Origin of the sequence: Haloplanus natans DSM 17983 (assembly GCF_000427685.1) — an archaeon.
Lineage (GTDB): Archaea > Halobacteriota > Halobacteria > Halobacteriales > Haloferacaceae > Haloplanus > Haloplanus natans.
Genome location: NZ_KE386573.1, coordinates 2,694,455 through 2,719,924 on the forward strand (window position 1 = coordinate 2,694,455; position 25,470 = coordinate 2,719,924).

Sequence of the window (25,470 nt, forward strand, 5' to 3'; positions counted from 1 at the left end):
TGAAATCGGCAGACGGGTTGATATTTGCGTGGTGATCCCTGTCGTGGTGAACGGGCACACGACGGCCGGTCCGGACGTTCGAAAGGCGAAAGGCCACCCATCTCCGGGGTGGTTTATAAGGATGGGGCGTGCATTTGGGCGCATACGATGAGTGACCCGGCAGATTCGATAGAGATTCAGAACGTGGTGGCGTCGACCGGCATCGGGCAGGAGCTCGATCTCGAAGCGCTGGCTGAGGACCTCCCAGGAGCGGACTTCAATCCCGACAACTTCCCGGGGTTAGTCTACCGGACGCAGGACCCGAAAGCGGCCGCTCTCATCTTTCGGTCGGGAAAGATCGTCTGTACGGGCGCGAAAAGCATCGACGACGTGCACGAAGCGCTCGGCATCATCTTCCAGAAGCTCCGTGACCTCCACATCCCCGTCGAGGAGGATCCGGAGATCACGGTCCAGAACATCGTCTCGAGCGCCGATCTGGGCCACACGCTCAACCTCAACGCCCTCGCCATCGGCCTCGGCCTAGAAGACGTGGAGTACGAACCGGAGCAGTTCCCCGGCCTCGTCTACCGCATGGACGACCCGGACGTGGTGATCCTGCTCTTTGGTAGCGGGAAAATCGTCATCACGGGCGGGAAGCGAACCGCCGACGCGGCGGAAGCAGTCGACGTGATCGTCGACCGCATCGACGACCTCGGGCTGTTAGGATAGAGAAGCGGGTCACAACTCGTTTCTCCGTCCGGGCCGTATCGCAGTCGATGACCGACGAGTCCGTCGACGGTGACGATCCGGCCGTCACCGTGGAGTCGTTTCACGACGCGTTACAGGACGAGGGGCGCCCGGTGGCCACTGCCCAGCAGATCGCCCGACGCCTCGGCTGTTCACAGGCGGCCGCCAGCGACGCACTCGACCGTCTGGTGACCGAAGGCGAGGTGCAACGGCTCGACGTGGAGTCGGACCCCGTCGTCTGGTACCCGACCGAGTGGGGTCGACTGGCCGAGCGCGAACGCGTCGTCTGCTTCCCGGAACGGCGGGAACTCGTCGTCGACCAGCCGACACAGTACACGCGCGCACAGCTCTCCCGATTCGCACACCTCGTCGACACCTCGGGAACGAAAGGGTATCTCTACCGCATTCGGCGGGAAGACGTGTGGAACGCGCCGTTCGACGACTGCGAGTCCCTCCTTCGGACGCTTCGCTCCGTGCTTCCCCGTCGCTCGCCGCATCTAGAGGAGTGGATCGAGCGCCAGTGGACCCGCGCCCGACAGTTCACGCTCACGACCCACGAGGACGGCTACACCGTGCTGGAAGCGGCGAGCGAGAGCCTCATGGGCAACGTCGCCCGTCAAAAACTCGACGAGGAACACCTCCACGCCCCCATCTCCGACACCGAGAGCTGGGTCGTCGAGGGGAGTGAAGCGGCGATCAAGCGGGTGCTCTACGAGGTAGGGTACCCTGTCGTCGACGACCGAGACCTCGAGACCGGCGATCCACTCGACGTGGAGCTAACCACTTCGCTCCGCGACTACCAGCGCAACTGGGTCGACCGCTTTCTTGATCAACGTGCGGGCGTGTTCGTCGGTCCCTCGGGGAGCGGGAAGACCGTCGCCGCCATCGGCGTCCTCGCCGCTGTCGGCGGCGAGACGCTGATCCTCGTCCCCAGCCGCGAACTCGCCGGGCAGTGGCGGGCCGAACTCCGTGAACACACGACGCTCGACGCGGCCGACATCGGCGAGTACCACGGCGGCGAGAAGGAGATCCGTCCCGTCACGATAGCCACCTACCAAGTCGCGGGCATGGACCGTCACCGCGCGCTCTTCGACCGGCGCGAGTGGGGGCTGATCGTCTACGACGAGGTCCATCACATCCCCAGCGAGGTGTACCGGCGGAGCGCGGACCTCCAGAGCCGGCACCGCCTCGGCCTCTCGGCGACGCCGGTGCGTGAGGACGACCGCGAGACGGACATCTACACGCTCGTCGGGCCACCCATCGGCACCGACTGGGACGCCCTCTTCGACGCCGGCTACGTCCAGGAGCCGGAAGTCGAGATCCGGTATCTCCCATGGGCGAACGACGAGGAACGGAACGCGTACGCGAGCGCGGAGCCGCGAGCGAAACACCGGATCGCGGGCGAGAACCCGGCGAAAGTCGACGAGGTGCGCCACCTCCTCGCCGAGCATCCGACGGCGAAGGCGCTGGTGTTCGTCGAGTGGCTGGATCACGGGCAGGCGCTCGCCGACGCCCTCGACGCCCCCTTCGTCAGCGGGGAGATGCCCCACTACGAGCGCGACCGGCTGTTCCGGGAGTTCCGAGCGGGCGAACGCCGGACGCTCGTCGTCTCCCGCGTCGGCGACGAGGGGATCGACCTGCCGAACGCCGAACTCGCCGTCGTCGCCTCCGGTCTCGGCGGGTCTCGGCGGCAGGGCGCCCAGCGTGCCGGTCGAACCATGCGTCCCGCCGGCAGCGCAACGGTGTACGTGCTGGCGACCCGCGGAACGAGCGAGGAGGACTTCGCCCAGCGACAGATGCGCCACCTCGCGGAGAAGGGGATCAGGGTGACCGAGCAGGGCGTCGATTAGAGTTCCGCGTCGAGGGCGTCCATCGCCCGGTCGACGGTCTCGACGTCCGCGTTGTACCCCATGTGCCCCACCCGGAGCACGTCGTCCGCGAGGTCACCGAGCCCCGTCGAGAGCGTCACGCCGTGGGCCTCGCGGAGGCGTTCCTGCAACGCGGTCGCTCGCCCCGGCGTCGAGAAGGCGGTGACCGTCGGCGAGCATCGGTCGGGATCGGGGTACGGATCGAGTCCCATATCGGCGCCGCGCTCCCGGCAGACGGCGGCGGCCTCGCGGTGTCGGTCGTAGACGGCGGCGGGTCCCGCCTCCAGCAGGAGGTCGAGCGCCTCGTCGAGTGCCACCACGAGCGTCGTCAGGTGGGTGTAGGGGTAGGGTTGCTCGGCGTCGTGCCACGGGAGCAGGTTGGTGTACAGCGATTCGGGCTCGCGGGTCTCGATCCGTTCCCATGCCGCGTCGCTCACCGACGCGATGGCGAGCCCCGGCGGCGCGCTGAAGCATTTCTGTGACGCGCCGAGGCAGATGTCGATACGGTCGGCCGGGACGGGCGTCCCGCCGAGCGAGGAGACGGCGTCGACGACGGTCAACACGTCGTGCGCTTCGAACCGATCGAGCGCTGGGCCGAGGTCGTTCAGCGTCCCCGTGGGCGTCTCACAGTGGACCATCGTCGCGAGGTCGAACTCGCCGCGTTCGAGCGTCCGTTCCAGGTCCGCGATCGGAAGCGGGTCGTCGTAGTCGGCGTCGACGAGCGTCGACTCGCCCCCGTAGCGCTCGACGAAATCGGCGAAGCCGTCGCCGTAGGGGCCGTTCGAGAGACACAGCACCCGGTCTCCGGGCGCGACGGTGGAGGCGATAGCGGCCTCGAGTCCGAGGATACCCTCGCCGCCCATGACCACTATCTCGTCGTCGGTGCCGAAGACCGTCCCCAGTTTGTCGAGCAGGGCGTCGTACCGGTCGGCGAAGGCGGGATCGACATCGGGGTTGATCAGCGCCTCGCTCATCACCTCGCGAACGGACGGCGGCAACGGCGTCGGACCTGGCGTCAGGAGCATACCACACCTATCGCCCGTGGTGGCTTGTAGGTGTGGACGGGAAGGCACATGACCGGGGCGGGCGTAGCGCGACGCATGACCGGCAAGCTGGATCGAGCGACGCTGTCGGACCTCGTCCTCTCGCGGACGGGGGCGGCGAATCGGGACCTGCTCGCCGGCCCGGCGTTCGGCGAGGACGCCGCGGCGATTCGGGTCGGTTCGGAGACGCTGGTCGTCAGCACGGACCCCATCTCGCTCGCGGCCGAGCGCATCGGACAGTTGGCCGTCGCCGTCGCCTCGAACGACGTGGCGGCGTGCGGAGGCCGGCCCGAATTCCTCCTCTGTACGGTCCTTCTCCCCAGTGGCGACCCGTCGCTACTCGATACGATCACCGGGCAACTCGACGCCGAGTCGCGACGGCTCGGGCTCGCTATCGCCGGCGGACACACGGAGGTCGTCGCCGGCCTCGACCGGCCGCTCTGCTCGCTCACCTGCTTCGGCGTCGCCGACCGCTACGTCCCGACGGGCGGGGCGTCGCCGGGCGACCGGATTCTGCTCACGAAAGGCGCTGGCGTAGAGGCGACGGGCGTCATCGCCACCGACTTCCGCGACCGTCTCGACCTCCCGGCGGCGATCATCGACCGGGCGACCACCGCGTTCGACGACCTCAGCATCATGCCCGAGGCGGCCGTCCTCGCACCGGTCGCGACGGCGATGCACGACCCGACCGAGGGCGGCGTCCTCGAAGGGCTGATCGAGATGGCGTTGACCTCTGGAACGACCCTCGACATCGACCGCGGCGCCGTCCACGTCCGCGAGGAGACCCGCGCCGTCTGCGACGCCGTCGGTGTCGACCCCCTGCGCGTCCTCGGATCGGGGGCGCTGTTGGCCGCCGTCGGCGAGGACGACGCCGAGAACGTCCTCGCCGCACTGGCAGACGAAGGGATCGACGCCGTCGAAATCGGCCGTGTCGTTGCCGGCGAGGCGTGCGTCGACCTCGACGGCGAGCGCGTCACCGAACCGATCCGCGACGACGTGTACGCGCTGTGGGACGACTTATAATAAACACTATGAGACGGATCGCTTGCCCGTCGCCGCCTCTATACCCGGCGACAGTTGCCCGTCTGCGCTACTCCTCGAAGGCCGGTTCCGACCACCGATCGTCAGCGTCGACGGCCGCGAGCGCGTGTTCGATTTCGGCTTCGGTGTACTCGTACTCGTCGAGCGCCAGATACAGCCGCTTCCACCGGGCGCTCGGCTCCGTCTCCCCCTCGGGACCGACGCGCGCGCCGTGAACCCGGAAGAACGGAGAACTGCGGTTCAGGCGTGCGCCTTCCCCAGTATGCCCGTCGAGCGCCACGTCGAACCGACCGCCTGCGGAGAGGTCGGCGGCCGTGACGGGGAAGGAGTGGGACGGCTCCTCGCCCCGTTCGTGGGCCTCCGCCCGCCGTTTCGCGATGGCGTGAAACGCGTTCACCGCGTTCGCGCCCTCGCGGGCGCCGCGGGCACGGGCGACCACCAGTGCCGCCTGCACGGCCGCCATCTGCCCGCGACGGGATTCCGTCTCCCAGTTCTCCGCGAGGTCCTCGTATCGGCCGACGAGGAGGGCCGCCTGCGCGCCGGCCCGCAGGTCCTCGACGACGAAGGTGTTCAGTCGGTCCCAGAGATTCCACCCGAATCCGGAGCGGGCGAGTTCCCACGCGCACCACGCCGACACCTCCTCGTCGCCGCGGCGGATAGCCTTCTGGAGCAGGCTGACGACCGCGTAGCGGTTGAACCCGCCGTCCGTCTCGTCGGCCCCCGTCTCCTCGCCGAAGTCGTTGGTCCCCGTCGCCTCCGGCGCCTCCGTCTCCAGTTCGCCGTCGGGCCCGAAGGTGGCCTGTCGCTCCTCGTCCATGCGGCGTCGATGGCGGGCGACCCACCAAAGGGTTCGGGTCCCTCGCCCGGATAAATGAGAATCCTTAAGTCCAGTCTGGCGATTACCTCTACGTGCCCGCCCTTAGCTCAGACTGGTAGAGCAGCCGACTGTAGATCGGCTTGCCCCCCGTTCAAATCGGGGAGGGCGGATACGAAATAAAGCCGCCCCCGTCGGGGTCGGCCAGTCGACTTCCCCCGCATCAGTCCAACACCTCCAGCTTCGAGCGACGCTGTTCCGTCCGTTCACGGGGCGTCCGCTCGTCGTAGTAATCCTCGACCACGTCGACGACGTGCTCCGACAGGGCGACCGCTCGCCGTGACCGTGGTGGGACGGGTGGGGTAGAAATCGCTAGTCCGCGATACGGTAATAGAACGATATTTTTCGAAAGATCACAACAGTGTGCGGATCGAAGCGGTTCCCCCCGGACGGATCGTCGGCCGGGCGAGGGTGGCAGTGAGCGGTGATGGCGTCCGAGCGCCGGTGACACCCCGAACGGGCGTTCACCCGGGCACAAAAACGCATATCTTTTCCAGCGTGGTCGAAACACGCGTGCTGTCACGCCAATCGGCTCCGACAGCGTCGTGCCCCCAACCACTTTGCATCCCTCCGTCGTACGTCGACTATGAAGTTTGCCGTCTTCGGGGCCGGTGGTGTCGGTGGCTATCTCGGCGCACGACTCACCGACGCCGGGCACGAGGTACATCTGATCGCCCGTGGAGACCACCTTGAGGCCCTCCAGTCGTCCGGGTTGCAGGTGGAGAGCGTCGCGGGGGATACGTCGGTCACACCCACGGCAACGGACGACCCGTCCGATATCGGGCCCTGTGACTACGTCCTCTTCTGCGTGAAGTCGTACGACACGCGCGAGGCCGCGTCGGCTCTCGAACCGCTTCTGGGTGCGGAGACGGCCGTCGTCTCCCTCCAGAACGGCGTGGACAACGAGACGTGGCTCGCCGACGAGGTCGGCGCGGACCACGTGGTCGGCGGCGTGGCCTACATCTTCTCGACCATCGCGGAGCCGGGGGTCGTGGCCCACACGGGTGGTCCCGCACGATTCGTCTTCGGCGAACTCGACGGGGAGCGAACCCGACGAGTCGAGGCGTTGGACGACGCGCTCTCCGCGTGTGCGGGGATCGAATCGGTGCTATCCGAGGACGTCCGCGTCGAACTCTGGCGGAAGTTCTGTCTCATCTGTGCGCAGGCGGGGATGACGGCGACGACTCGCCTGCCACTGGGCGAGATTCGGGAGACCGAGTCGTCGTGGGCGATGTACCGTCGGCTCATGGCGGAGGTGGCGACGGTCGCACGAGCGGAAGGTATCGACCTGCCCGAGACGGTCGTCGACGAGTGGTGCGAGTTCGTTCGGGATCTCGATCCGGAGATGTACTCCTCGCTCCACTACGATCTGACCCACGGCAACCGGCTCGAACTCGACGCGCTTCATGGCTCGGTCGTGCGACACGCCGCGGACGTGGGCATCGACGCGCCGATAAACGAAGCCGTCCACGCGATACTGCGTCCGTGGGCGGCGCGGAACGCCTAGTCCATATACGCCAGTTCGCGCTCGGGGTTGGTCGGCAACCCGTTCAGAATGTCACCGATTTCGTCCTCGTCGAGGTCCATCTCGTCGAGTTCGCCGTCACTCTGGTGGAGCGACCAGACGAAGTTGACCATCGTCGCCTGAAAGTGGGGGCTGTCTTGGTCGTGGGCTCGGATGTTCTTGATGATCTTCGCGGCCGTCTCGTCGTCGAGAACCTCGCTCATAGCCGACGGATGGCGTGGGGCACAGGTAGGCCTTCCGGAGCGCGGCGGCTAGTCGCCGCCGACGGCGAAGCGGTCGGCGTCCTCGCCGAACGAGGGAGAGGAAAGGGCGGAGACGCCGACGGTGAGGGCGGCGCCGAGGAGCATGAACGCGAGCGCCACGTCCCACCCGCCGTAGCTCCGGGCGAGGAGTTCGACCGTCGTGTTGCCGACCGGGACCGTCGTCGCCGGAACAAGGACGTGCAGGAGATAGAGCGCCTGCGGGACGGCGACGCCGGCGAGCATCCCGTCGCGGGTGGTCGCCTCCCGGTAGAGCGCGATGATCACCGGGGGCGCGAGGAGGGCGAACCCGGAGAAGGCGGTGTCGCCGACCTCGATGAGCGTGCCGGGGCGGGTGAGGCTGGCGAGAAAGGCGAGGGTCGCGAAGACGGCGACGCCGATGCGGGCGATCCACGCCTCGCGGCGGTCGCTCGCGTCCGGGCTGACGATGGGTCGATAGAGGTCGCGGGTGAAATACGACGAACCCGAAAGGAGCATCGAATCCGAGGAGGACATCATCGCGGCCATCGCGCCGGCGACCACGAGCGCCGCGAACCACGTCGGCGTGTACTCGGCCAACAGGACCGAGAGGACGTTCGCCCCCTCGGGCACCTCGATGGGGAGGCCGGCCGCCCACGCCCCGAGCATGAACGCGGGGACGAAAAGGAGGAGGACGAGCACCGGCCAGAGGGCAAACGACCGCTTCAACACCGTCGCCGACTTCGCGACGAAGAAGCGCTGGTTGATCTGGGGGAACATGGTGACGCCGAAGGCGATGGTGACCGCCGAGGAGATGATAAACTGCGGCGAGTAGAGGCCGCCACCGAGCGCGGCGAAGTCGGGGTTGGCCGCGACCATCCCCTCCGTGGCGGCACCGACGCCGCCAATGGCGCTCGCGACCCAGACGACGGCGACCCAGAGGACCGAGAGCATGAACAGCCCCTGCAGGGTGTCGGTCCACGCGACGCCCCGGAGCCCCGCGACCATCACGTAGACGATCATGAAGACGGTGATGAGCGCGGCGCCGCCCCAGTAGGGGATGGCGCCAGCGGTTAAGCCCCGGAGCGCCTCGCCGGCGCCCATCTGCTGGAGCATGACGTACGGGAAGAGCCAGAGGAGGCTGACGCCGGCGACGAGTGCCCGTAGCAGGGGCGACGCGAACCGATCGCCTAGCATCTCTCCCAGCGTCACGTAGTCACGAGCGCGGCCGATGAGCCACTGGCGGTAGCCGATGACGTACCAGAGGACGGCAAAGAGCACCCCGTCCATCACACCCATCACCAGAATCCACTCGGGGCCCGCCCTGTACGCGAGGTTCGGCCCCCCGAAGAACGTGAAGGCGGAGAGCAGTGTCGCAAAGGTGGTAAACAGGAGGACGAGCGTTCCGAGGGTCCGGCTGGCGAGGTAGAAGTCCTCGGCGTCGCTGCCACCGACGCGGTAGGCTAGCAAGCCAACGCCGAGCGCAACCAGCAGGTAGGCGACGACGATGCCGAGCGGTTGGAGGGTCACGAGTCACCACCCCGCCGCGACGTGCCGAAGCCGGCTTCGGCGTCGAGGCCCATCAACCGATCCCACCCGGTCCGGGCGAAGAGGGCGAAGACGACCGACGCCACCACCATCCAGCCGACGTGCCACCACAGCCAGACCGGCAGTCCGGCGACGACCGTCGACGACCCCCAGAGGAACCAGGGGACCGAGAACGTGATCAGTACCGCAAAGGCCAGCACCCATAACCAATCGCGTATCGAACGCGCCATCGGAGTACACTCGTATCTCCAACTACGTAAATGATGCCAAATAATTCCTCAGAAAGAGCTTTGAAGAAATTTTGTCTTCAGTTATGCTCTATCAGCGACTCGGTTTGTTCGGTCCGCAGTCGACATCGGTAAGCCATCCCTAGTCGAGCGGTGACGTGTGTCCGCACGCGACGATCCAGTCGTCCCGCCCTTACTCGCCCTCGGCATCGCGGTGCTCGCGATCAGCACGAGCGCCATCCTGGTCCGCTGGAGCGACGCGCCGAACGTCGTCAAGGCGCTGTACCGGGTGTCGTTTACCGTCGGCGCGCTGGTCCCCCTGACCGTGCGCGACCGGGCGTCGATCGGTCAAATTCGACGGCGTGACAGCGTCGTGGCCGCCGCCGCGGGTGTCGCGCTCGCGGCCCACTTCGTCCTCTGGTTTCGGAGTCTCGACCACACCACCGTCGCCGCGAGCGTCACGCTCGTCCAGGCACAGCCGGCGTTCGTCGCCGTCGGCGCGTGGCTCCTCCTCGGCGAGCGCGTGAGTCGCCGGGGCGCGCTGGGCATCGTCATCGCGCTCGTCGGGATGGCCGGCCTGTCGTTCGGGCCGACGATCCGGGTGGCGGTCGACCCCGGCGTCACTGCGGCGGGTGTCGTCGTCGGCACGCAGTACGGCAACGCCCTCGCCCTCCTCGCCGCCGTCGCCGTCGCAGCCTACTACCTCGCCGGCCGGTCTCTCCGGCGACGGCTGGGCGTCCTCCCCTACGTGGCCGTCGTCTACACCGTCTGTGCGCTCGCCCTCCTCGTCGTCGCCGTCGCTCGGGGGCTGCCACTTCTGGCCTACCCGCCCCACGAGTGGGCGCTGTTCGTCGGCATGGCGGTCGGCCCGGGCGTCCTCGGCCACACGGTGATCAACTGGGCGCTCGGCCACCTCGAATCCCACGTCGTGAGCGTCACGCTCCTCGGCGAACCCCTCGGAAGCACGGTGCTCGCGGTGGTGCTGCTGTCGGAAGTGCCGACCGTGGGGACGCTCGTCGGCGGCGCCGTCGTCCTCGCCGGGATTTACGTGACGGCGTCGGCGCGTCGTTACGCCGACGCGTGATGGGCGCGTCGGGACGCCGACGCGTGATGGGCGCGTCGGGACGCCATGGCTAGTGCAGTTTGAGTTCGACCCGCCGCCCGTCCGGGTCGCGCACGTACGCGGCCCAGTCCCGGCCGTACGCGCCGTAACGTTCGTGCGGTTCGCCGGCCTCCACCTCGACCCCGGCGTCCCGGAGTTCGTCGAGGAGGGCGACGAGTTCCGCGCGGGTGCCCGTCCCGTCCGAGCGGAGGAGGAGACACACGTGTTCGCCACCCACGTCTATCTCCTCCTCGGTCGGGACGAGGTGGAGGTGACGCCCGCCGGCGACGACGGCGACGTACGGTACTTCGTCGGCCTCGAACCGCTCACGGTCACGGATCGGCATCCCGAGCAGGTCGTGGTAGAACTCGAGGGCACGGTCCAGGTCGCTCACGCGGAGGGCGACGTGATCCATGTCGACGACATCGACATCCATGTACGACGCTTGGATCGCCGGCGGCAAAAGTTCACTCCAGCAACTCGCGTGTCCGCCGGTGTCGGAACCGAAACATGGGTTCGAAGCCGACGCGGGCGAGCCTGCTCACCGCCTCGCCGACCCCCCCGAACGGGAGCGCGTACACCACCCGGTCGTCGACCACGGTCTCGTCGCCGTCGGCGAAGAAGCGATGCGTATGCTCCCAGCAACGGAACGGGCCACCCTCCATCTCGTCGCGGAAGTGGGCCGATCCCTCGTCGCGGTCCCGGTCGGTGATGACCGACGTCCACCGCTGGCGCGGGGCGATTCCGAACGGCCGCATCGACGCGTCGATTCGCGATCCGGTCTCCAGGATTCCGGGATCGGGCTCACCGTCCGGACCGGTGACGCTCTCGACCCGGAGGTTCATCCAGCCGGGCGTCAGCGCCTCCAGCCCCGTCACGCGGGAGTGAAAGTCCCACACCTCGTCGAGCGGCGCGGCGACACGCGTCCGGCGTTGGTACACTGCCATACCCAACGGTAGGGGGGAGACTCGGAAAAGCGCGCGGATGGATCGAGAGGATAATGAGGCCCACCGGCCTCCGCGTAGGTATGCTGCCACTCGATTCGGACGCGTCGGTGGTCGTCCTCGCCCACGAACAGTTCCCCGACCGGGCGAAGACGGCCGTCGGCGTCCTCCGCTACGCCGACTACGACGTGCGGGCGGTCCTCGACCGCGCCCGCGCCGGCGACACCGTCGCCGACCACGTCCCCGACGTGGCCGACGCCCCTATCGTCGAGCGCATGGCCGACGCCCTCGAGTTCGACCCCGACGCCCTCCTGATAGGCATCGCCCCTATCGGCGGCGGATTCGACGAATCCTGGCGCCCCGACGTGCGCGCCGCCATCGAAGCCGGCTGTGACGTGATCGCGGGCCTCCACTACTTCCTCGACGAGGACGAGGAGTTCGCCGCCCTCGCCGCCGAGAACGGCGTCGATCTGATCGACGTTCGCCGCCCGCCCGACGACCTGACGGTGAGCGAGGGCCGCGCCCGCGACGCCGACGCCGACGTGGTGTTGACCGTCGGCACCGACTGCTCGACGGGCAAGATGACGACGACGCTCGAACTCGTCGCCGCCGCGCGGGAACGGGGTATCGACGCCGGCTTCGTCCCCACCGGACAGACGGGGATCATGATCGCCGGGTGGGGTATCCCGGTCGACCGCGTGATCGCCGACTTCGCCGCCGGCGCCGTCGAACGGATGATCCTCGACGCCGCCGAGGACCACGACCTCCTTTTCGTCGAGGGGCAGGGGACGATCATCCACCCCGCGTACTCCGGTGTCACCTGCAGTCTACTCCACGGCGCGATGCCGGACAGACTCGTCGTGACCCACAGCGCCGGCCGCGAGGCCATCCACGGCTACGAGGCGTTCGCTATCCCGCCCGTCGAGTCGTACGTCGATCTCTATACGGATCTGGCCGCCCCCGTCGCGCCGACGGAGGTGGCCGCGGGCGCCCTCGACACCCGCGCCCTCGACGCCGACGACGAGGCCCGACGGGCCGTCGAGGCGTTCGGGGATGCGGTCGAAGCGCCCGCGACCGACCCCGTCCGCTTCGACGCGAGCGAGATTCTGGACGCCCTCCGATGAACGCCGAGTTCGAGCGCCTGACGCTCCCCATCGACGGCGCGTTCACCATCTCCCGAGGGTCGAAAACCGAGGTCGAGACGGTCGTCGTGCGCGTCAGCGACGAAGGCGGCCAGACGGGCATCGGCGCCGCCGCGCCGGACGCCCACTACGGCGAGACGGCCGACACCGTGTGTGCGGTTCTGCCCGCCCTCCTCGACGCCGTCGAGGACGTGAACGATCCCCTCGCACTCGATACGATCGAGCGCCGACTCCGGACCGTCGTCCGCGACAACCCCGCCGCCCGCGCCGCCGTGAGTATCGCGGTTCACGACCTGGCGACCCGTCGTCTCGGCGTCCCCCTCTACCGATACTTCGGACTCGACGCCGACCGGGCGCCGCCAACCTCGTATACGATACCCATCGACGACCCCGAAGCGATGGGAAAGCGGGCGGCGGCAGTCGTCGACGACGGCTACGGAATCGTGAAAGTGAAACTCGGCACCGACCGCGACCGGGAACGGATGGAGGCGGTTCGGGCGGCCGCCCCCGACGCGACGGTTCGCGTCGACGCCAACGAGGCGTGGACGCCGAGCGGGGCGATCCAAAACTGCGAGTGGCTGGCCGACCTCGGCGTAGAGTTCGTCGAGCAACCCGTCCCCGCGGAGAACCCCGACGGCCTCCGGCGGGTTTACGAACGAAGCGCCCTCCCCGTCGCCGCCGACGAGTCCTGTGTCAGCCTGCCCGACGTGCCCGCGGTGGCCAACAGCGTCGACATCGTGAACCTGAAGCTCATGAAATGTGGCGGCGTCCGCGAGGCGGCCCGGATGGTCCACGCCGCCCGCGCACAGGGGCTCGAAGTGATGCTCGGCTGTATGGTGGAGTCGACCGCCTCCATCGCCGCGGCCTGCCATCTCGCGCCCCTCGTCGACTACGTCGATTTGGACGGCTCGCTCCTCCTCGCCGAGGATGCGTACGAGGGGCCGAGTTACGCGGGCGGGACGCTCGCCATCCCGGACCGACCGGGGACGGGCGTCCAGTCTACCTGAGGGCGTACAGGTCGGCCCCGACGGTCACGAACACGCGGTCATCGACGAGCGCCACCCCGTTCGGGTCGGCGTCGAACCCGCGTGTCCACAGCGTCTCGCCCGAAGCGGCGTCGTAGGCGCGGACGACCCCGCCGGCCCGCTCCCCGCCCTCCCGCACCGCCCCGGCGACGACGAGCGTCTCGCCCCCCACGACCGGCGTCGAGGCGCGCCAGTCCACCGCGTCGCGCCACCGTGTCTCGCCGGTCGAGAGGTCGACGGCGGCGACGAGGCCGGCCTCGTCGCGCCCGACGGCGACGTACCCCCGATCCTCGACGACGGCGGGCGTCGACACGTCCCGTCCGAGCGCCCTGGGTTCCCAGAGCGGTTCGCCGGAGTCGGCGTCGACGGCGGCGAGGACGCCCCCGGCCTCGGCGACGGTGCCGAGGACGACCCGCCCGTCCGCGACGGCGGGGCGACCGGGGAAACCGTCGGTCGGACCGGCGCTCCAGAGGCGTTTCGGGCCGACCGTCAGCCGGCGGTCGAGCCCCGTTCGCTCCCCGTACGCGACGGTGCCGTCCAGTGGCGCGTCCGCGGCGTACAGCCGTCCGTCACCGAGCGCCGGCAACGCACCGTCGACGCGCCAGCGCCGGCCACTCGTGGGGTCGACGGCACGGAGCGTCCCGTCCTGACCGCCGACGTACGCCTCGTGCGCGCCGACGACGAGTCCCTGAGGGTGGTCGGCGTCGAGGCCGACACGGGCCGTCTCGCCGAAGTCGGCGGCGCACGCGACGAGCGACGCGGGCGCGTCGGAGTCGGCCCGTTCGACCGTCAGGAATCGACCGTCCGGGCCGAACCCGGCGAGCGGCGTGGGCGCGTCGCGTTCGCGGATCGGATCGCCGCCGTCGCGTGGATACACCCCGAGTCCCGAGCCGTAGACGACGAGACGGTCGTTTCCGAGCAGCGGGGCGAAGCGTGGCCGTCGAGCGGTCGTCGCCGCCGACGCGACGCGTCGAGCCGTCGGCGTCTCGCGTGGCGGGCTGGCGTGGGGGTTGTGCGCCGTGTTCGCGCCGTCGTACCGGGGGAGCGGCCACGTGCCCGGCGCGGGGTCCCACGGGGACAACGCCGCGTCCGTCGCGCCGCGGTGCAGACGGTACGCGCCGTAGCTGCCGGCCGTGATGACGGTGCCGGCGCCCGTGGCGAGGAGCGTGCGGCGGGTGATGGAGGGCATCACGCCGTGGTTCGTGGCGGCCTATAAAAAGTCGTGGCGTCACGTCTCTCGGGCGGTCGCGTGGATCACTCATAGTGTTTATTGTAAGTCATTACCGGTGGGTCGCCGGACCGTCTTGGCGACTCACCGGTAACCAGTTACAGTAAACACTATCAGCGGTCGACCTGCAGATCGGTCCACCCGCCGGCCGCCCGCCGGCCGCCGTCGCGGGTCAGGAACAGTGCCGAGAGGCCGTCGCGGGCCTCGACGAACGACGACGCCCGGTCGTTCTCCATCACGAAGGCGGCGGTGGAGTAGGCGTCGGCCGTCTCGGCGTCGGGCGCGACGACGGTGACGCTCGTGTCCTCCGTCGGCGACCGGCCGGTCCCCGGCGTGACGATGTGGTGGCTGGTGCGGTCCTCGTCGTAGTAGATCCGGTAGTCGCCGGAGGTGGCGACACCGCCGCTCCCGAGACGGAGGGTCGCGGCGAGGCCGTCCTCGCGGGGGTCCTCGACGCCGACGCGCCAGCGGCCGTCGGTCCCGCCGAAGGCCCGCACGTCGCCCCCGGCCTCGACGAGGCCGGCGTCGACCCAGTCCCGCAGGGCGGCCACGCCCGCGTCGACGACCGCCCCCTTGGCGACGCCGTCGAGGGTGATGGGCGTGGGCGCCCGGAGTTCAGAGTCGGAGACTGCCACCGAGTCGAAGGTGGCGTCGGCGACCCGGTGGCGCGCGTCGCGTGGCCGGTCCCGTCCCGACTCGAAGGCCGAAAGCACCGGAAGGACGGTCGGGTCGAACGCGCCGTCGGTCCGGTCGTAGAGCGTCCGACACCGGCGGAGGAGGGCGACGAGTTCCGGCGAGGGGTCCACGAGGACGCCCGCCCCGTTCAGCCGCGCCACCTCCCCGTCGGGGTCGTGACGCGTGAAGACGGACTCCAGACCCGACATGGTCTCGAAGGCGCGTTCGACGCCGAGTTCGGCCCGGTCGGGGTCCCGGGTTACCGCGGTGACGGTCACGAGCGATCCCATCATGAGCCGTGTGCTCCGCACTTCGGTGACTTCGCCGCGGACGAGGAACGTCCGCCCGAGGAGTCCGGCGCCGACCGCACCCCCGGCCGCCGTCAGGAACGACCGCCGGTCGAGTTCACGCATCGGTACCCTCCTCGTCGGGACACTCAGCGGACGAAGTGGCAGGCTCCGAACACGAACTGTCCGACCCCGAACACGAACACGAACCGCCGCGTGCGTCGTCCGAGGCGCCGCCCGCCGACCGACGAACCATGTCGACGATGGTCCCCTTCGGGACGAGGTCGTCGCTGCCCGCGAACAGTTCCGGTTCGCCGCCGTCGGTCACGGCGCGGTCGGCGAGGATGCGTTGTTGCTCCGTCGTTCGGTCCTCGGGACGGATGCGTTCGATGAGATGCGGGTCGCGCCACGCGTCGACACTGAAGCCGTGTTCGTTGTCGTACTGGAGGACGACCGGACAGCCGCCGGGGTCGTAGTAGTTGTCGACACAGACCGAACACTGGAAACACTGGAACTGGTTGATCGAGCCGTCGTCCTCGATGGCCTGGAACTCACAGTCCGACTGGCATTTCACGCAGTCGCCACAGAGGTCGTAGCGCTGGATCGGCGTCCGCTGGAAGACGTTCCCGATCGCTAGCCCGGCACCGAGCGGACAGATGTACCGGCAGTAGGGCCGGAACATGACCGCCCCGGAGACGACGAGGATCGCCGACCAGGCGATGTAGACGGGGTCGGTCACCAGCGAACTGTAGAAGGCCGCCTTGAACGGTTCGACCTTCGCCAGTTTCGCCCCGAAGTCCGTCGAAATCACGAAGCCGATCACGATGGCGATAAACAGGGGGTACCTGAGCTTCTCGAGTTTGACGTGGTACTCCCGGGGGAGTTCGTACTCCCACGGCGTGAGCTTGTAGAGTAGTTCCGAGAGCGCGCCGAACGGGCAGATCCACCCGCAGAAGACGCCGCGACCCCACTTCGGAATGACGACGGCGATACAGATGAACGTTATCGCGACGAGCGGCGCCGAAAAAAAGAGCGCCCAGCGGAACCCGCCGGTCGTCGCCCACGAGATGAGTTCGCGGACCAGGATGGCTATCTGCTGGGTGGTGGGCTGTGTCGGGTGATACCAGCCGAGGAAAACGAGCGTGACGCCGAGCGTGCCGATCCGGAGGCGGTTGACGGTCACCCCCTCGCGCCGACAGAGGCGGGAGCGAAACGCGAACACGCCGACGATACCGCCGAGAAAGACGATCAGTGCGAGCGCGGTGCCCCCGTTGTCACGCCACGCCGACTCGACGGTGCCGGCCCAGGCCGGGAGCGTCCGCGCGGCCGCGGCGTCGACCGGGCGGCGAACCGCCAGCCCGCCGGGGGCGTAGGTCCGGCGAATACGCTCCTCGCCGACCGTCAGACCGAGGACGAACGGGCGGGCGGTGTCGAGTCCACCCTCGATCACCAGGGCGGCGCTCCAGTCGACGCCGTCGACCTGCGTCTCCCGGATCGGCGGCGCGTACGACCGGGTCCACTGGTGGAGACGGAGGTGGTCCGGCCGGGGCTGACCGGGCGCGCGAAGGCCGATCCAGAGGACCGTCGCGTTGGCGTCGGGGACGCTGGCGTTCGCGCCGCCGAGCAGGCTCTGCTTGACGGGATCGGATTCGATCGGTGCCGCGTAGAGCTGGATCGGTGCGGAGTCGTTGGGGTCGGCGGGCGTGCCGGCGTCCCAGCGAACGAGGTCGGTCCCCCGCCCCAGGTCGCCGAGCGTCATTCGTCGCTCCGCCGAGTCGTTCCCCTCGGCCGTCTCGTTTGCCGACTCCCCGCCGACGGCCAACTCCGAGACGATGCCCTTCTCCCGGGCGACGATCCGAGCCGAGCGCGTCACCGATTCGATGGACACGCGAGTAGTCACGGAGGCGCCTGTGAGCGCGTCGACGTGGTACTCGCCCGACTCCGCCTCGCGGAGCGTGACCTCCTCCGTGACGGACATGCCGACCATCTGGTAGCTGAACCGGCGCAACCGCTGGATCGCGGAGATTCGGTCGAAGAAGGGCTCGTGCTGTTCGACGAGTTCGATGCCCTGGATGGTGCCGTTGGTGTCGAGCGCAACCAGGAACTCGATGGGTTCGTTGCCGTACCCCTCGGCGTCGACGACGTTGCTCGTGAGGTAGATATACCCCAGGAGTTCCCGTTCACCGTCGGTCTCGTCGTAGGCTTCGACGATCCGGTACTCGCCCGTCGGCTCCGAGAAGGAGTCCGCGCCGGGGAACACCTTCGAGAGGGCTCGATCCGAGAACGGGTCGTCGATGGTCGTCCGGTCGACGGCGGCGGCCGGGGCCGGCATCGAGAGAGCGAGGAGGAGCGCGAAGACGACCGCGAGGTAGCGACGACTCACGGCAGGGAGCACGCCTCCAGTTCGGATCGCGCGTCAGTCGAGGGTCGGGGTGCGCTGGAAAAGGTCGTGAGAGTCGTCTGTGGCACGGTCCCAATCGCCATTCGGGGGAGTTAACTGTGTGGGTCCGTGTCTCACCAGTCGACGAAGACCGTCTCCCCGCCCGCTCGCTCGATGTACGCACGCTGCATCGCCTCGATGGCCTCGGAAAGCGTGGCCCCGTCGGCGACGGCCTCGCGGACCCGGGCTTTCTTCCACGCGCTCGGAACAGTGCCGTCGCGGCGGCGTTCGATCGGATCGAGATACGCGTCGACGACCCCGTCGTCGAGACCGGCCTCACGGAGGCCACGGCGGGCGAACGCGAACACCTCGTCGTAGATCGTTTCGGGGTCGTCGGTCCGGTCCCCGTCGGCAGTCACCCACGCGAGGTCCGCGTCCGGACCGCGGTCGACGGCGTCGTAGAAGCAGTCGCGGGCGTCCGTCCACGGCAGGTCGGTGAGCGGGTGGCCGGCGGCGACGAGGCCACGGAGGAGGCCGACGACGAGGACCTGCACCGAGACGGTGTCACGGACCGTCGGCTGGGTCGGAAGCGGGCGATACTCGATGCGGAGCGACGCGCCGGCGTCCTCGGTGCCGACGGGTTGGCCGCCGACCACGCCCCGCACCCAGCGCCAGTGGACGCCGCGCTTGTGGTCGTACTCCGGCAGCGTGGCGCGGTAGGGGCTGGCGTCGCCGCCGTCGTCGCCGTCCGCGAGGACGGGGGCGTACGTCTCGTCGGCGACGACCCGATCGACCACGTCCGTCGCGTGGTCCAGATCCGACGGGAACCTGACTTTCCCCTCGCTCCGGGGGGCGCCGGCGTTGATGCTCTTCTCGAAGACGTGCACCCGGAGTTCGTGTGGCGTCGCCGATATCACGTCCGGGTCGTCGTCGTAGCAGTCGGCGGGGAGAAACGGGGAGTTGCTCGAGAGAGCCAGAATGGGTCCCGCCGTCCGCAGGGCGGCGTTGAAGTAGTCGGGGAACGCCCCGGCGTCGGGAATCTGGAGGTGGGGCTGGATCGACGTGGCGAGCGATTCGACGAGGATGGTCGGGTAGACGAGGCAGGTACCGGGAACGTCGAGCGTGATTGCGCCGCCGCTTCGCTCCAGAATCTCGTTGTCGAGGGCGATATAGCGCGGGTGGTGGCGCATGTTCGTGGCGACGGTCACCCCGTCTCGGTCTTCGATTGATCCGAGGTACGCGTCGGTCCCCTCCGCAGGGGGGATGGTCCACATCGCGTCGAGGACGGGTGCGATTCCCTCGTCGGCGAGTGCGTCAGCCGCGGTGTCGACACTCGCCGTGATGCGGTCGGCCTGTTCGGCCACGCCGGCCGCGTCGAAGACCGTCGCCGGCGAGTTGACCTCGAGATTGTGGACGCCGAGTTCCTTCGCACAGCCGCCACGCTCGAAGACGCGTTCGGGAATCCGCGCGAGGCGGTCGTCGGCGTCGGTCGCGTACGCCTCCAGTTCCATGCCGACGGCGAACTCGTCCGTGTCCAGCCGGCCGGATCGGATGTCGTCACGGATTCGTTGCGCTTGCTCGCGAACCCGGCGGTCGAACTCCGCGCGCACGTCCGGGTCGGTCGAGCGCGCAACCGCGTCGACGGGGTCGGGATGCCCCCCCATCAGGCCGACTCCTCGTCGTCGTCCGCCCGCAACTCGTCGAGTTCGGCCTCGACATCCGTACCGGAGTCCGTCGTCTCGGCCGCCTCGCCCGACCCAATCTCGGCTTTCAGCGTCTCCAGTTCCGCGTCCACCTCGCTGTCCGTCCGTCCGGCTTCGAGCTGGCGGTCGATGGCGTCCTCGTCGGAGAGAGCGTCCTCGAACGCGCCCGACTCCTGCAGTTCGTCCATCGCCGCCGCGCGAGCCTCCATCTCGTCCGTCCGCTCCTCGGCGCGTTCGAGCGCGCGGCTCACGTCGCTCATCTCGTCGCCGACGCCGCTCATCGCCTCCGAAACACGGGTCGACGCCTCCGCCGCCTCGTACCGGGCTTTCATCGTCTCCTTTTTGGTCCGGAACTCCTCGATCCGGCGCTGGAGCTCGTTTTTTTTCTCGACCAGATCGTCCTGTGTCGACTGGAGGTCGGCGATCTGGCCCTCGATGTCCTCGATCTGACTCATCTTCTCTTTCTTTTTCTCCAACGCCTGCCGCGCCAGATCGTCACGGTCCTGTCGCACCGCCTCTCGTGCCTGCTCGTTGTGTTTGTCGACGTTCTCTTCGAGCCGACGTTTCTGGATCTCCAGTCGCTTTTTCTGGGTCGTCAGGTCGGCGATGCCCTGCTTGACCTGCTGTAGTTCGTCGCGCATCCGCTCGTAGGAGTAGTCGAGCGTCTCGGTCGGGTCCTCGGCCCGATTCAGGAGGGCGTTGACCTTCGACCGGACGACGTAGGAGGCCCGCGAGAGTATTCCCATACCCCCCGTTTGGGACGCGAGGCTTAAAATCTCACCCGCCGGAGAACGACAGGATTGAGGCCCCGCGTGGCGTAGCTCCGGGCGTGCCGACCGAACGCCTCGCCATCCCCGGCAGCCGGGACGTGCGCGCGACTCTGGCCTGCGAGAACGGCGAGGGTATCCTCGTCGCCTGTCCACCTCACCCCCGACACGGCGGCACCCGCCACGACGGCCGGCTGACCGCCGTCGCCGACGCGCTCCCCAACCGGATCGACTGCCTCCGGTTCGACTACGGGCCGTGGGATCAGGGGCGGGGGGAACGGACGGACGCCGCGAGCGCGTGTTCGTGGGCCGCCGAGCGGTACGACCGTGTCGGCCTGTTCGGCTACAGTTTCGGCGGCGGGGTCGCCCTCCGTGTCGCCGCCGAGACGACCGTCGACGCCGCCGCCGCACTCTCGCCGGTCGCCCACTTGGACGACGGGACCGACGTGGCAGCCGCCGTCGCCCGCGTCGACGCGCCGCTGTGGGTGGGGTACGGAACGCGGGATACGACCGTCGACGCCGGGCGGGTGGCCGAGGCGGCGGACGAGGCAGGGGGAGCCGTCGAGACGTTCGCCGCCGATCACGTCTTCGTCGGGCAGGAAGCGGCGGTCGGCGAGCGCGTGGCCGCGTTCGTCGACGACAGCCTGTGATACGGATTGTTGTAACGGTGCACCGGTGGTTCGTCTCCGGGCGAACCATCGGTACTGACTGACGACAAATCGTACGAACGGGGGCGGCGATTTTTATCGGTCGCCGCCGTACGCAGTCGCCGTGTCACTCCCCACTCGCCGACGCGTGTTGCTCGGCGCGGCCGCCGTTACTGGCCTCGCAGGCTGTCCGGGGACCGACGGCCAGTCGGACGGGCGCGACGGTGACGCCGACGCCGGAGCCACGCCGACCGACGCCGAACCGGCCGACCGTGAACTCGACCTCCGCGAGGCGAACGTCGTCGCCGTCGCCGTCGACCGACGGGCGGGCGGCTATCGCTTCGGCGTGACCCTCCATCACGACGACGGCGGCGAGGGCGGCTACGCGAACTGGTGGCAGGTCGAGACGCTCGACGGCGAGCGGCTGGATCGGCGCGAACTCGCACACCCCCACGGCACTCGCGAGTTCACGCGGTCGGCGACGGTGACGGTGCCCGACGGGACGACCTGTGTCGTCGTCCGCGGCCACGACGAAACCCACGGCTACGGTGGCCAGGCGATGCTGGTGAACGTCGAGACGGGCGCGACGGCGGCCGTCCGACAGGGGTCCGGTCGAGCGTCGATGGCCGGGCGCGGCTGCCCGGGCGGCTGAGTCGCGTTACTCCGCGTCGGCGTCGTCCCGCTCCATCCGCGAAATCTTGAGATACGAGGCCATCGCCAGGATGGTCGCCGGCCACAGCCCGACGAACTGTCCGCGCTGTTCGTCGCCTTTGATGTAGTAGTAGTAGAGCGCGAGGGCGACGGAGCCAATCGCCGACAGTGCCGCCGGGCCGAGACCGCTCGATTCGAGTTCGTCCGCCAGTGCGTTCGTCTCGTCGGTGTCCGTAGTCGAACTCACTTTTTATCGTTGGACTGCAGACATATATATCATCCGCCGCGACGGTCAGTTGTACTCCCGCCACCGATATCCGCACTCCTTGCATTTGAAAAAGCGCGTCGGCGGTTCGTCGGCCGCCCCGGTCTGTTTGATCGTATACCACGCCTCACCGTGCCCGCATTGCTCGCAGGTCACGTCCGTCGCCGTGGGTTTCCCCTCGAAGTTCGCGCCCTCTTCCGTCTCGATGACGTCGTCGTCGCTCTGGGCTTCGGTGGAGACGAACTCCGCGGCGCGTTCCTCGTCGCGTTCGCTGGTCGCGCCACAGGACGTACAGACCATCTCGCCGTCGCGGGTGTGCATCATCGACCCGCAGTCGTCGCAGAACTGCATACCGACGGGGTAGCGGGTCGACCTACAAAGGTCACTCGGCGTAGTGAATCGACCGGCCGTCGGGGCCGACCCGATCAGTCGAACCGGGTGGTAGCGTCCTCGTCCTCGACGACCGGGCAGTTCCGGACGCGGAACCGATCGGTGTCGACGGCCTCGACGATGGAGGTTCCCTCGTGGGTGCAGGCCGTCTCGGGCGGCGCGGCGAAGTGAGGGCACCGCTGGCAGAAGTCGCGTTTCGGGACGACGCGTTCGTCCGGGTCGTTGGCCCGTTCCGCCTCGGCGCCGAGGCCCACCCGCTCTTCCGGCCCCGTCTCGCCCTCGACGAACGACTCCCAGACGGCCTCGTCGTCGACATCGCCGACGTCGACGGACTCGAAGAGGTCGTCGTCGGGTGGCACCTCCGCCGACTGCGACTCGCGGGCCTCCCGGCGGCCCCGAACCTCGCGCGCGAGGTCCTCGAGGGGGGCGTCCACGTCGTCGCGGTCCGGTTCGCCATCGGCACCGGCGTCGTCCGTCGGCTCCTCAGTCATCGGTCGAGGCCTCCACGTCCAACAGGTCGGCCGCGTCGCCGAGGGCGTCGTCCCGGCCGTCGGTCAGCGCCGGGCGGTCTCCAGTCGAAAGCGTCGCACTGCCGAAAAAACCCGTCGAGGGCTCGAAGTCGACGAATGCCGCCTCGCAGTGGGGGCAGTTGGGTCGAGCGAGGAGACCGAGGTCGACTGTCGCCGAACAGTCGGCACACGACGCCGTGCGCTCGCCGTGGCGATTCGCCGCCGTCCGCAGGTCGTCGACCGCGCGCCGGTCGTGTTCCGCGGCCGAGACGCGCCGAACCTCGGCGCGGATGTCGACGACGGCGCCGGCCAGCGTCTCGACGGTCTCGTCTAAGTCGTCGGTCACGTCTGTCAGATACTCCAGGATCTCCTCGTAGTTCTCGAACCCGCCGTCGAGGCGGTCTTCGAGGTCGGCCACCGCCGACTCCGCGTCCGCGGCGGCGCGGACGGCCTCGTTCACGCGGTCATCGAGGTCCGGATGGCCATGCGCTTTGGGCGCCTTGGCGTCGGTTTCGCGTTTGATCTGGACGACCCGGTCGCGCACGTCGTCGATCTTGTAATCGAGTTCGTCCTCCACCGCGTCGACGCGGTCGGCGAGCGTGTCGACGTCGGCTGCGAGTTCGTCGAGCGGCGCCGCCGCTCCGTCGGTTTCGGCGTCGAGCAGCCGATAGACTGCGGCTGCACGGGCGAGGATCGCCTCGGGCTCGGCGTCCCGCTCGGCCGCTTTCCGTTCGACCCACGCCCGTAGCTCCGCCGGGAAGGCCTCGGACTGCTCCCCTTCCATCCCATAGATGGTTGGCCCCCGATGGTATAAGTATGGCCGCCCGGTTATCTCATCTGATCTTGCGGACGCCACTGACATCGAACCCGCCCTGATGAACCTCCGTCTCGAAGCGGATGATGTTCTCCGCTTCGAGTCGGGAGAGCACCCCCTGGAACTCCTTGACGAACATCGTCCGGGCGCGTTTCGACCCGCCGCTCTCCCACTCGAACTGGAGGGTACCGGACGCGGCGTCCATCAAGTGACCGAGCTCCGTCGGCCCCAGCGTGTCCTCCTGAACCAGCAGCAGGATGATCCCGCCCCAGTCGTACGCGGCCTTTCGGATACCCTTCATCAGGAGTGCGAGGTCGCTCCAGTCCATATCGCCGCTGACGGCGGCGACGAGGTCGGTGATCGAGTCGACGACCACGAGATTACCCGCGGCGTGCTCGCCGAGATACTCGCTGAGTGCGCCGAGTGCGCTCTCGCGGCGCTCCTCCGTCGCCAGATCGCTCACCGTCCGCGTCTTGCCCACGTACCACTCCCGGGGAATCGGGCTCAACTGGAAGTATTCGGGCGAGAGGTCACAGAAGTGGACGTGGTCGACGGCCGCTCGGACCAACTCCTCGTCCATGGTGTAGGCCATCTCGCGTTCGAGCTGATCGCGGCCGGCGGTAAAGGAGACGTAGTGGACCTCCTCCGGCGGGTCGGCTGCCGCGTTCGTGTCGCCGTAGTGGAGATCGAACGCCTCGCTGTCGCCGTAGTAGAGCCCGTTCATCACGGTGCTCGTGTGGACGAACTCGCGGGCGCCTGCGCCGGCTTCGCCGCTCAGGAGAACCACGCTCCCCGGCGGGGCCCCGCCGCCGACGATCGAATCGAGGCGGGCGATGCCGAACGGAATCCGAGCCATGTGATGTCTACGGACGACGGCCCGTTAGTCGTTGCGGCGACCGACCTCGGTCCGCGCACCGCGATTGCGTCCCTCGGCGACCAGCACCCGGCCGTCGACATCCGCGGCGTCGAGGGCCGCCCGCCCCGCCTCCCGCGATGCGGACGCCCGGTCGGCGTCGGTCACGCCGTACACCGCTGGGCCCCACGACGACTGGCCGGCGCCGTAGATGGCCGGCGAGTCGTCGAGGGTCGCGACGAGTTCGCCCGCCGGCGGCCGGTAGACGCCACCTTGCTCGTCGGCGTACCACGTCCCGTTGAGCCGGCCGACATCGGCGACGGCGGCGCCGAAGCGTTCCGCCGAGCCCTCCGTGATCGCCGGGAGGACGCGACGGACGATCACCCCGGCCAGTCGGTCGCTCGGCGACGGCGGCGCGGACTCGACGACGGTTCGCATGCTCCGATCCTCGTCGTCGCCGCTCGGCCCCACTGAGGCGTCGGGGACGACGATCAGGAACCGCCAGCCGTCGGGGATGGGATGACGGGCGGCAACCGGCGGCACCGACCACCGGCCGAGCGCGGGCCGGTCGGTGGTGAAACGCGCGGTCGGGTGGCCGGCGTCGAGGACGAACCCACCGTCCTCGAAGGTGGCGACGCCGACGCCGGAGCGACCGCCACGACCCAGCTCCGGCGCACGTTCACGCACGCCGACCGGCACGTCGTGGGCCCGCGCGATGGCGGCGAGCGTCGCGAGCGCGAACTGCGTCCCGCTCCCGAGGCCGACGTGTCGGGGGAACTCGCCCTCGACCGTGAGGTCGGCGCCGGGAACGTCGAGCAGGGAGACGGCGCGGGCGGCGTACTCACGAGCCACCTCGTGTTCACAGCGAACGCCGTCGGCCGGCGTCGCCGTGATACACACCGCCGGCCGGTCGAGGCCGACACCGAGGCTCCCGTACAGTCGCTCGCGCGCGAGGCTCAGGTTACAGAAGCCGAAATGCAGCCGCGCGTAGGCCGTGACGCTGGCACGTGTCATACAC

General features: G+C 69.0%; 27 protein-coding genes and 1 tRNA gene. 10 read left to right on the forward strand and 18 right to left on the reverse strand.

Going from position 1 to position 25,470, the window contains the following annotated elements; genetic code table 11:
• Window positions 1-147: 147 nt before the first annotated feature.
• A complete protein-coding gene (locus tag HALNA_RS15960) occupies window positions 148-708 on the forward strand; it encodes a TATA-box-binding protein (RefSeq protein ID WP_049937327.1) in 561 nt (186 codons plus the stop codon).
• Between the two features lie 47 nt (window positions 709-755).
• Complete coding sequence (locus HALNA_RS15965; RefSeq protein ID WP_049937329.1) at window positions 756-2,576, forward strand: DEAD/DEAH box helicase; 1,821 nt, start codon at window positions 756-758, stop codon at window positions 2,574-2,576.
• Here HALNA_RS15965 and HALNA_RS15970 read toward each other — a convergent pair.
• Window positions 2,573-3,619, reverse strand: coding sequence for a pyridoxal-phosphate-dependent aminotransferase family protein (locus HALNA_RS15970; RefSeq protein ID WP_049937330.1), 1,047 nt, complete (start codon window positions 3,617-3,619; stop codon window positions 2,573-2,575). The genes HALNA_RS15965 and HALNA_RS15970 overlap by 4 nt on opposite strands.
• A 75-nt stretch (window positions 3,620-3,694) precedes the next feature.
• On the opposite strand from HALNA_RS15970, the gene HALNA_RS15975 reads away from it, so the two are divergent.
• Complete coding sequence (locus tag HALNA_RS15975; protein ID WP_049937331.1) at window positions 3,695-4,660, forward strand: AIR synthase family protein; 966 nt, start codon at window positions 3,695-3,697, stop codon at window positions 4,658-4,660.
• 67 nt (window positions 4,661-4,727) lie between these two features.
• On the opposite strand, the gene HALNA_RS15980 is transcribed toward HALNA_RS15975, so the two are convergent.
• A complete protein-coding gene (locus HALNA_RS15980; protein ID WP_049937332.1) occupies window positions 4,728-5,495 on the reverse strand; it encodes a hypothetical protein in 768 nt (255 codons plus the stop codon).
• A 96-nt stretch (window positions 5,496-5,591) separates the two neighbouring features.
• On the opposite strand from HALNA_RS15980, the gene HALNA_RS15985 reads away from it, so the two are divergent.
• Together HALNA_RS15985 and HALNA_RS15990 are read left to right on the forward strand one after the other, a co-directional pair.
• Window positions 5,592-5,665: transfer RNA gene (locus tag HALNA_RS15985), tRNA-Tyr, on the forward strand.
• Between the two features lie 473 nt (window positions 5,666-6,138).
• Window positions 6,139-7,059, forward strand: coding sequence for a 2-dehydropantoate 2-reductase (locus HALNA_RS15990; RefSeq protein ID WP_049937333.1), 921 nt, complete (start codon window positions 6,139-6,141; stop codon window positions 7,057-7,059).
• Here the strand turns inward: HALNA_RS15990 and HALNA_RS15995 are convergent.
• The 3 genes from HALNA_RS15995 to HALNA_RS16005 are packed head-to-tail and all read right to left on the reverse strand — an operon-like array spanning window position 7,056 to window position 9,073.
• A complete protein-coding gene (locus tag HALNA_RS15995; RefSeq protein ID WP_049937334.1) occupies window positions 7,056-7,280 on the reverse strand; it encodes a hypothetical protein in 225 nt (74 codons plus the stop codon). The genes HALNA_RS15990 and HALNA_RS15995 overlap by 4 nt on opposite strands.
• Before the next feature lie 48 nt (window positions 7,281-7,328).
• Window positions 7,329-8,825: a sodium:solute symporter family protein gene (locus HALNA_RS16000; protein WP_049937335.1), complete on the reverse strand. Its 1,497-nt coding sequence runs from the start codon at window positions 8,823-8,825 to the stop codon at window positions 7,329-7,331.
• Complete coding sequence (locus tag HALNA_RS16005) at window positions 8,822-9,073, reverse strand: DUF3311 domain-containing protein (protein WP_049937336.1); 252 nt, start codon at window positions 9,071-9,073, stop codon at window positions 8,822-8,824. The genes HALNA_RS16000 and HALNA_RS16005 overlap by 4 nt, the downstream gene beginning before the upstream one ends.
• 157 nt (window positions 9,074-9,230) lie before the next feature.
• Between HALNA_RS16005 and HALNA_RS16010 the strand changes: the two genes are divergently transcribed.
• A complete protein-coding gene (locus HALNA_RS16010) occupies window positions 9,231-10,154 on the forward strand; it encodes a DMT family transporter (RefSeq protein WP_049937337.1) in 924 nt (307 codons plus the stop codon).
• Window positions 10,155-10,203: 49 nt separating this feature from the next.
• On the opposite strand, the gene HALNA_RS16015 is transcribed toward HALNA_RS16010, so the two are convergent.
• Window positions 10,204-10,608 (reverse strand): VOC family protein, encoded by a 405-nt coding sequence (locus HALNA_RS16015; RefSeq protein WP_049937338.1) that lies wholly within the window; start codon window positions 10,606-10,608, stop codon window positions 10,204-10,206.
• A gap of 31 nt (window positions 10,609-10,639) precedes the next feature.
• Window positions 10,640-11,119 carry an SRPBCC family protein gene (locus HALNA_RS16020; protein WP_049937339.1) on the reverse strand — a complete coding sequence of 160 codons (480 nt, stop codon included), beginning with the start codon at window positions 11,117-11,119 and terminating at the stop codon, window positions 10,640-10,642.
• Window positions 11,120-11,199: 80 nt separating this feature from the next.
• Here HALNA_RS16020 and HALNA_RS16025 point away from each other — a divergent pair, with 80 nt between their 5' ends.
• Both HALNA_RS16025 and HALNA_RS16030 read left to right on the forward strand, forming a co-directional pair.
• Entirely contained in the window at window positions 11,200-12,240 is a 1,041-nt protein-coding gene (locus HALNA_RS16025; protein ID WP_049937340.1) for a DUF1611 domain-containing protein, read from the forward strand.
• Window positions 12,237-13,265: a dipeptide epimerase gene (locus HALNA_RS16030; protein ID WP_049937341.1), complete on the forward strand. Its 1,029-nt coding sequence runs from the start codon at window positions 12,237-12,239 to the stop codon at window positions 13,263-13,265. Before HALNA_RS16025 ends, HALNA_RS16030 begins: the two co-directional genes overlap by 4 nt.
• Here HALNA_RS16030 and HALNA_RS16035 read toward each other — a convergent pair.
• From HALNA_RS16035 to HALNA_RS16055, 5 genes are all read right to left on the reverse strand, one after another.
• The gene (locus tag HALNA_RS16035; RefSeq protein ID WP_049937342.1) at window positions 13,258-14,472 is read right to left on the reverse strand and encodes a PQQ-binding-like beta-propeller repeat protein; all 1,215 of its coding nucleotides are present in this window, start codon (window positions 14,470-14,472) and stop codon (window positions 13,258-13,260) included. The genes HALNA_RS16030 and HALNA_RS16035 overlap by 8 nt on opposite strands.
• A 152-nt stretch (window positions 14,473-14,624) precedes the next feature.
• Entirely contained in the window at window positions 14,625-15,599 is a 975-nt protein-coding gene (locus tag HALNA_RS16040; RefSeq protein ID WP_049937343.1) for an FAD:protein FMN transferase, read from the reverse strand.
• Window positions 15,592-17,856: a 4Fe-4S binding protein gene (locus HALNA_RS16045; RefSeq protein WP_157573599.1), complete on the reverse strand. Its 2,265-nt coding sequence runs from the start codon at window positions 17,854-17,856 to the stop codon at window positions 15,592-15,594. Before HALNA_RS16045 ends, HALNA_RS16040 begins: the two co-directional genes overlap by 8 nt.
• 131 nt (window positions 17,857-17,987) lie before the next feature.
• Entirely contained in the window at window positions 17,988-19,517 is a 1,530-nt protein-coding gene (locus HALNA_RS16050; RefSeq protein WP_049937345.1) for a hypothetical protein, read from the reverse strand.
• Complete coding sequence (locus tag HALNA_RS16055) at window positions 19,517-20,302, reverse strand: PspA/IM30 family protein (RefSeq protein ID WP_049937346.1); 786 nt, start codon at window positions 20,300-20,302, stop codon at window positions 19,517-19,519. The genes HALNA_RS16050 and HALNA_RS16055 overlap by 1 nt, the downstream gene beginning before the upstream one ends.
• An 83-nt stretch (window positions 20,303-20,385) precedes the next feature.
• Here HALNA_RS16055 and HALNA_RS16060 point away from each other — a divergent pair, with 83 nt between their 5' ends.
• A complete protein-coding gene (locus HALNA_RS16060; RefSeq protein WP_049937347.1) occupies window positions 20,386-20,973 on the forward strand; it encodes a dienelactone hydrolase family protein in 588 nt (195 codons plus the stop codon).
• A gap of 121 nt (window positions 20,974-21,094) precedes the next feature.
• A complete protein-coding gene (locus HALNA_RS16065; protein ID WP_049937348.1) occupies window positions 21,095-21,622 on the forward strand; it encodes a hypothetical protein in 528 nt (175 codons plus the stop codon).
• 6 nt (window positions 21,623-21,628) lie between these two features.
• On the opposite strand, the gene HALNA_RS16070 is transcribed toward HALNA_RS16065, so the two are convergent.
• From HALNA_RS16070 to HALNA_RS16095, 6 genes are all read right to left on the reverse strand, one after another.
• On the reverse strand, window positions 21,629-21,868 hold the full coding sequence (locus tag HALNA_RS16070) for a hypothetical protein (RefSeq protein ID WP_245576041.1): 240 nt from the start codon (window positions 21,866-21,868) through the stop codon (window positions 21,629-21,631).
• Window positions 21,869-21,913: 45 nt separating this feature from the next.
• Entirely contained in the window at window positions 21,914-22,237 is a 324-nt protein-coding gene (locus HALNA_RS16075) for a transcription factor S (protein ID WP_049937349.1), read from the reverse strand.
• 74 nt (window positions 22,238-22,311) lie between these two features.
• Window positions 22,312-22,767: a hypothetical protein gene (locus HALNA_RS16080; RefSeq protein WP_049937351.1), complete on the reverse strand. Its 456-nt coding sequence runs from the start codon at window positions 22,765-22,767 to the stop codon at window positions 22,312-22,314.
• Window positions 22,760-23,569: a hypothetical protein gene (locus HALNA_RS16085; RefSeq protein ID WP_049937352.1), complete on the reverse strand. Its 810-nt coding sequence runs from the start codon at window positions 23,567-23,569 to the stop codon at window positions 22,760-22,762. The genes HALNA_RS16080 and HALNA_RS16085 overlap by 8 nt, the downstream gene beginning before the upstream one ends.
• 49 nt (window positions 23,570-23,618) lie before the next feature.
• A complete protein-coding gene (locus tag HALNA_RS16090; protein ID WP_049937353.1) occupies window positions 23,619-24,455 on the reverse strand; it encodes an RAD55 family ATPase in 837 nt (278 codons plus the stop codon).
• Window positions 24,456-24,479: 24 nt separating this feature from the next.
• Window positions 24,480-25,466 (reverse strand): beta-ribofuranosylaminobenzene 5'-phosphate synthase family protein, encoded by a 987-nt coding sequence (locus tag HALNA_RS16095; RefSeq protein WP_049937354.1) that lies wholly within the window; start codon window positions 25,464-25,466, stop codon window positions 24,480-24,482.
• Window positions 25,467-25,470 lie beyond the last annotated feature (4 nt).

Excerpts from the sequence above, each read along its gene's own strand:
- HALNA_RS15960 (WP_049937327.1), top strand. The coding sequence starts at position 148 with ATGAGTGACCCGGCAGATTCGATAGAGATTCAGAACGTGGTGGCGTCG.
- HALNA_RS15965 (WP_049937329.1), top strand. The coding sequence starts at position 756 with ATGACCGACGAGTCCGTCGACGGTGACGATCCGGCCGTCACCGTGGAG.
- HALNA_RS15970 (WP_049937330.1), bottom strand. The coding sequence starts at position 3,619 with ATGCTCCTGACGCCAGGTCCGACGCCGTTGCCGCCGTCCGTTCGCGAG.
- HALNA_RS15975 (WP_049937331.1), top strand. The coding sequence starts at position 3,695 with ATGACCGGCAAGCTGGATCGAGCGACGCTGTCGGACCTCGTCCTCTCG.
- HALNA_RS15980 (WP_049937332.1), bottom strand. The coding sequence starts at position 5,495 with ATGGACGAGGAGCGACAGGCCACCTTCGGGCCCGACGGCGAACTGGAG.
- HALNA_RS15990 (WP_049937333.1), top strand. The coding sequence starts at position 6,139 with ATGAAGTTTGCCGTCTTCGGGGCCGGTGGTGTCGGTGGCTATCTCGGC.
- HALNA_RS15995 (WP_049937334.1), bottom strand. The coding sequence starts at position 7,280 with ATGAGCGAGGTTCTCGACGACGAGACGGCCGCGAAGATCATCAAGAAC.
- HALNA_RS16005 (WP_049937336.1), bottom strand. The coding sequence starts at position 9,073 with ATGGCGCGTTCGATACGCGATTGGTTATGGGTGCTGGCCTTTGCGGTA.
- HALNA_RS16015 (WP_049937338.1), bottom strand. The coding sequence starts at position 10,608 with ATGGATGTCGATGTCGTCGACATGGATCACGTCGCCCTCCGCGTGAGC.
- HALNA_RS16020 (WP_049937339.1), bottom strand. The coding sequence starts at position 11,119 with ATGGCAGTGTACCAACGCCGGACGCGTGTCGCCGCGCCGCTCGACGAG.
- HALNA_RS16025 (WP_049937340.1), top strand. The coding sequence starts at position 11,200 with ATGCTGCCACTCGATTCGGACGCGTCGGTGGTCGTCCTCGCCCACGAA.
- HALNA_RS16030 (WP_049937341.1), top strand. The coding sequence starts at position 12,237 with ATGAACGCCGAGTTCGAGCGCCTGACGCTCCCCATCGACGGCGCGTTC.
- HALNA_RS16035 (WP_049937342.1), bottom strand. The coding sequence starts at position 14,472 with ATGCCCTCCATCACCCGCCGCACGCTCCTCGCCACGGGCGCCGGCACC.
- HALNA_RS16040 (WP_049937343.1), bottom strand. The coding sequence starts at position 15,599 with ATGCGTGAACTCGACCGGCGGTCGTTCCTGACGGCGGCCGGGGGTGCG.
- HALNA_RS16050 (WP_049937345.1), bottom strand. The coding sequence starts at position 19,517 with ATGGGGGGGCATCCCGACCCCGTCGACGCGGTTGCGCGCTCGACCGAC.
- HALNA_RS16055 (WP_049937346.1), bottom strand. The coding sequence starts at position 20,302 with ATGGGAATACTCTCGCGGGCCTCCTACGTCGTCCGGTCGAAGGTCAAC.
- HALNA_RS16075 (WP_049937349.1), bottom strand. The coding sequence starts at position 22,237 with ATGCAGTTCTGCGACGACTGCGGGTCGATGATGCACACCCGCGACGGC.
- HALNA_RS16080 (WP_049937351.1), bottom strand. The coding sequence starts at position 22,767 with ATGACTGAGGAGCCGACGGACGACGCCGGTGCCGATGGCGAACCGGAC.
- HALNA_RS16085 (WP_049937352.1), bottom strand. The coding sequence starts at position 23,569 with ATGGAAGGGGAGCAGTCCGAGGCCTTCCCGGCGGAGCTACGGGCGTGG.
- HALNA_RS16090 (WP_049937353.1), bottom strand. The coding sequence starts at position 24,455 with ATGGCTCGGATTCCGTTCGGCATCGCCCGCCTCGATTCGATCGTCGGC.
- HALNA_RS16095 (WP_049937354.1), bottom strand. The coding sequence starts at position 25,466 with ATGACACGTGCCAGCGTCACGGCCTACGCGCGGCTGCATTTCGGCTTC.